This window comes from Oleiphilus sp. HI0080, assembly GCF_001635135.1.
This window is the reverse complement of sequence record NZ_LWFU01000377.1, coordinates 1-3,922: the sequence shown is the minus strand read 5'-3', so window position 1 is coordinate 3,922 and position 3,922 is coordinate 1. Positions and strand designations below refer to the sequence as shown.

The window sequence follows — 3,922 nt, the reverse complement described above, 5'->3', positions numbered from 1 at the left end:
GCCGGGCAAGCCGGAGCCGACTCCAATCAAAACGGTGATGCAGCAGACCACAGATCCGAATCAGACCTCTCTTGAGTTAATGTGTGATCAGCCAGTTAAGAAGGCAGCGGGAGATCAATGTGCCGAGGAGCTGAACGAGAGCGAGAAGAGTATGCTGGAGCTTCAGGAATTATTAGTCTCAACGGTCACTGAGGCGAATGAGGAAGCTGAGGATAAGGCCCTGGAGATTGCTGCGCGATTAGAGGATGAGATCTCGGATGAAATAATCGAGATCGAAACGCAGGGGCGTAAAATCGTTATTCGAGTTGAGGAGAAAGGGTCATTTGCTTCTGGCTCTGCAAGACTAGAAGATGATTTTTTGCCGGTGCTTGATAAACTCATCGACGTCCTCGCTTCTGTGTCTGGTCGCATTTCTATTGAAGGACACACTGATGATGTGCCGATAAACACGCAGGAGTTTCCTTCAAATTGGGATCTATCTGCCAAGAGAGCGTTGGTTGTCGCGCACGGATTGATGGACTCTGGCGTGCTCGATTCAAAGCGTATCTCTGTTTCAGGGTTTGCCGACAGTAAGCCGCTTGCGCCGAATGATACGGCGTTAAATCGTGCTAGGAACCGTCGGGTTGAATTGGTGCTTGAAGAAAAGTCCGCCGATTCAATGCGTAAGGAAATTCAAGAAAGTGAAGACGCGATTGATGCCTCGGATACGGGTGTGCTACGTGAAATTCTCGAACTAGCACCAGAAGAAATTTTTTAGTTTAGGTTTGTTGGAGTAAGCATGTCAGAGAATCCGGAACACCTTCGTCGATACTTCAGAGTCATGGATCGCGTTGGTTTGCGCGTTCATCTCGTGACAGATGAAGTCTCAGCGGATAGTGGTAGTGGTGCAAAGCCTCTTCTAAGTCCGGAACAACGGCTCGTTAAGGTCAATGGTGCGATTAATAAACACCTTTCTGCGCTGAAGAAAAAGGATGAATCTCTGGCAACGCTGCTTGGCCTTCTCAATCACAAGATGGATTTGTTGGTCAGTGGTTTTGAAAAGAATGTTTCAGACGATGGCCAGGAAAAGTCTCACGCGTTTCACGTTTGTGAGGTGAATTTGAGTGCCTGTGGTATTGCGTTTCCATCCACAAAAGAGCTGCAGAAAGCTCAAACACTTAGCTTGCACTTGAAGCTTTTTCCATCCCAAGAGGTTGTTAATCCTGTTGCAATGGTTGTGGGTTGTGAGCGTCGTGACGCATTCTCCGCAGATCTTTCTGAGGATGAAAAAGCGGAGCTTAAAGAGAGGCCATATTGGGTGCGAGCCAACTTTGAGGATATTTCGGCGGTTGAGCAGGAGTTGTTAGCTCAGCATGTCATTCAGAAGCAGGCCAATGAGTTGGCTGGTCGGCGTAAGGTCAATTCCGCTAATTTTTCCAAGTAATAGCTAATGCTTGATCTAGGAAGCTTGGCTGTCCAATCTGTTTTGAAACTTCATAATTTCTCTCGATCAGCGAGGCGTTTCCTCTCTGAATACTTACTAGGGATGTGGTTCTGGTTCCGTAGTGCTCACTTTGAATGAAAATGCTTGAAAGCAGGCGCTCGCCGCTAATACCGATGCCGGTTTTCGGTAGCTCTTCATCTTTTGGCTTAGATTGATCCATCATTGCCGTTAGAAGCGAAGCGTTTCTAGCTTCGCTAGGAAGATTGTTCGCGTTAAGTATATTGCTAACAAGGTGCTTTGCTCGCACGAGTTTTGGCCATGCGCTATCCAGTAGGTGATTGCTCAGTCCATAAAGGCCCGGTTCCAAGATGCGCCACGAAAGCTGGCTGCGGTTACTGGTGTAGACAAGCTGCTCTCCATCATAGAGAAGGGCATTAAAACCTGAGTAAAGGCCGTCCTGTTTGGCCAGTTGCTCTGCGAAGTCGGACGCCGGCATGTCTGAGTTTAGAAAATCGGTTGGTATTTCTCCGCGGCTGCGTTCGCCTAGCTGCGCGGGGACTTCTCGAAAATTAGTGACCGTACACATGCGTTTGTTTTCACCAAGGCCAAGCCACGTACCTCCTGCTTGCAAATCTTTGCCTGCTAGTATGTGAGGCTGGTCATCCCAGCGATGCGCCTGCTTACTGGGGCGATCATAAAACTCGTCGCGGTTACCCAGTAACACGAGAGGCTCATTGCTGGATGGCTGCCACTTAAAAATTATTAGGCACATACGTATTTTCACTTTCCAAACTTGTTATGATAATCAATTGGACTCTTCACCCTTCCCGATCAGACCGAGCTAGATTATGATTATTCTAACGTATTTGCTAGCGGGCGCTTTTGCGGGCTTCATAGCGGGTTTGTTCGGCGTAGGGGGAGGCATCATTATGGTGCCGATATTCGTTTTTTGTTTTGAAGCACAAGGCTTTGATTCATCCGTCCTCACGCACATGGCGATTGCTTCCTCCCTTGCCTGTATTGTCTTTACCTCGCTAAGTTCTGCGCGAAAGCATCATCTGCTCGGTGCGGTTGATTGGCGGGTTTTGCTTAGGGTCGCACCAGGTATTACCATAGGCTCGGTTGTTGGTGTTTTGCTTGCCTTGCAGCTAGAGGGGGGGGCGCTTAGGATTCTGCTTGGGCTATTTGTTATATTTGTTGCACTGAAGATGGCCCTTGATAGATCAAAAGAATATGCGCCTCAGGAATCTCTGTCCAGGCGCCTGATGTTCCCTGCAGGCTTTGTGATCGGTAGCGTCTCTTCGTTATTTGGTATTGGCGGAGGCACGTTAAGTGTGCCTTTTTTTTATCGTTTAGGCTTGTCTATGGGACGAGTAGTAGGGACGGCGGCGGCATGTGGATTTCCTATTGCTTTGCTGGGGGCTACCGCAAACATCGCTTTTAATCTAGACTCCCCGCTCACTCCGAAATACAGCTTGGGTTATATATATTTACCAGCGGTTGCGGTCGTGTCTGTTTGCTCTGTTGTATTTGCGAGATTGGGTGCGCAATGCGCTCAAACGATCAACTCAGAATTATTAAAAAAGCTGTTTTCGATCTGCCTACTTATTGTTGGTATCAAATTTGTATTTTTTTAGCACGAGGACGTATTTGTGGCGATTGCCTATCCAAAAATAGACCCTGTTGCAGTGAGCCTTGGGCCGCTTGAGGTGCATTGGTATGGTTTGATGTACTTGTTTGGATTTTTGGCGGCTTACCTTCTAGGCAAAAAGCGCGCTGCACGTGTTGATGCACCATTGCAGCCAGAGCATGTGGGCGACATGATTTATTTCGCCGCCTTAGGCGTCATTATTGGCGGTCGGTTAGGTTACGTATTTTTTTACAATTTCCCCAAATTCTTGGAGGACCCTATCTGGCTCTTTAGAGTTTGGGAGGGCGGTATGTCCTTTCATGGGGGGTTGATTGGGGTCATTGCGGCGTTAACTCTGTTTGCCCGAAAAGTCGGCTGTCGGCCTTGGCAGCTTGTAGATTTTGTCGCGCCATTGGTGCCGATTGGCCTGGGCTTGGGTCGCATTGGTAACTTTATCGGTGCTGAGTTATACGGACGTGCTAGTGATGTTTCTTGGGCAATGGTATTTCCGACTGATCCGGAGCAGTTGGCTCGTCATCCGTCACAGCTGTATCAAAGCTTTTTAGAAGGTTTGTTGTTGTTTCTTATCCTATGGTGGTATTCCTCAAAGCCGCGTCCGATGTATGCGGTTTCGGGGATGTTTTTAGCGTTTTATGGCTTGTTCCGTTTTCTCATTGAATTTGTTCGTGAACCGGATGCACATATTGGCTTTATCGCCTGGGATTGGCTAACCATGGGGCAGTTGTTATCGTTGCCGATGATCGCTTTAGGCGTAGGTATGGTTGTTTATGCGCATCATAAAGCGCCGCCTGAATCGAAGTAGAGGTTATTTATGCAGGCTTATTTGGATCTAATGCAAGATGTCGTCG

General features: G+C 48.0%; 5 protein-coding genes. 4 read left to right on the top strand and 1 reads right to left on the bottom strand.

Annotated features, from left to right (window positions below; genetic code table 11):
* Both A3751_RS06075 and A3751_RS06070 read left to right on the top strand, forming a co-directional pair.
* Positions 1 to 757: OmpA family protein (locus tag A3751_RS06075; protein WP_156492283.1), on the top strand; the 757-nt coding region annotated here is incomplete at its 5' end.
* A 21-nt stretch (positions 758 to 778) separates the two neighbouring features.
* Positions 779 to 1,423 carry a hypothetical protein gene (locus tag A3751_RS06070; protein ID WP_156492282.1) on the top strand — a complete coding sequence of 215 codons (645 nt, stop codon included), beginning with the start codon at positions 779 to 781 and terminating at the stop codon, positions 1,421 to 1,423.
* Here the strand turns inward: A3751_RS06070 and A3751_RS06065 are convergent.
* Positions 1,407 to 2,195 carry an NRDE family protein gene (locus A3751_RS06065; protein WP_068453397.1) on the bottom strand — a complete coding sequence of 263 codons (789 nt, stop codon included), beginning with the start codon at positions 2,193 to 2,195 and terminating at the stop codon, positions 1,407 to 1,409. The genes A3751_RS06070 and A3751_RS06065 overlap by 17 nt on opposite strands.
* A 76-nt stretch (positions 2,196 to 2,271) precedes the next feature.
* Here A3751_RS06065 and A3751_RS06060 point away from each other — a divergent pair, with 76 nt between their 5' ends.
* Together A3751_RS06060 and lgt are read left to right on the top strand one after the other, a co-directional pair.
* On the top strand, positions 2,272 to 3,060 hold the full coding sequence (locus tag A3751_RS06060) for a sulfite exporter TauE/SafE family protein (RefSeq protein ID WP_068453395.1): 789 nt from the start codon (positions 2,272 to 2,274) through the stop codon (positions 3,058 to 3,060).
* 21 nt (positions 3,061 to 3,081) lie between these two features.
* A complete protein-coding gene (lgt, locus tag A3751_RS06055) occupies positions 3,082 to 3,876 on the top strand; it encodes a prolipoprotein diacylglyceryl transferase (protein WP_068453403.1) in 795 nt (264 codons plus the stop codon).
* Positions 3,877 to 3,922: the final 46 nt, after the last annotated feature.

Excerpts from the sequence above, each read along its gene's own strand:
- A3751_RS06065 (WP_068453397.1), bottom strand. The coding sequence starts at position 2,195 with ATGTGCCTAATAATTTTTAAGTGGCAGCCATCCAGCAATGAGCCTCTC.
- A3751_RS06060 (WP_068453395.1), top strand. The coding sequence starts at position 2,272 with ATGATTATTCTAACGTATTTGCTAGCGGGCGCTTTTGCGGGCTTCATA.
- A3751_RS06070 (WP_156492282.1), top strand. The coding sequence starts at position 779 with ATGTCAGAGAATCCGGAACACCTTCGTCGATACTTCAGAGTCATGGAT.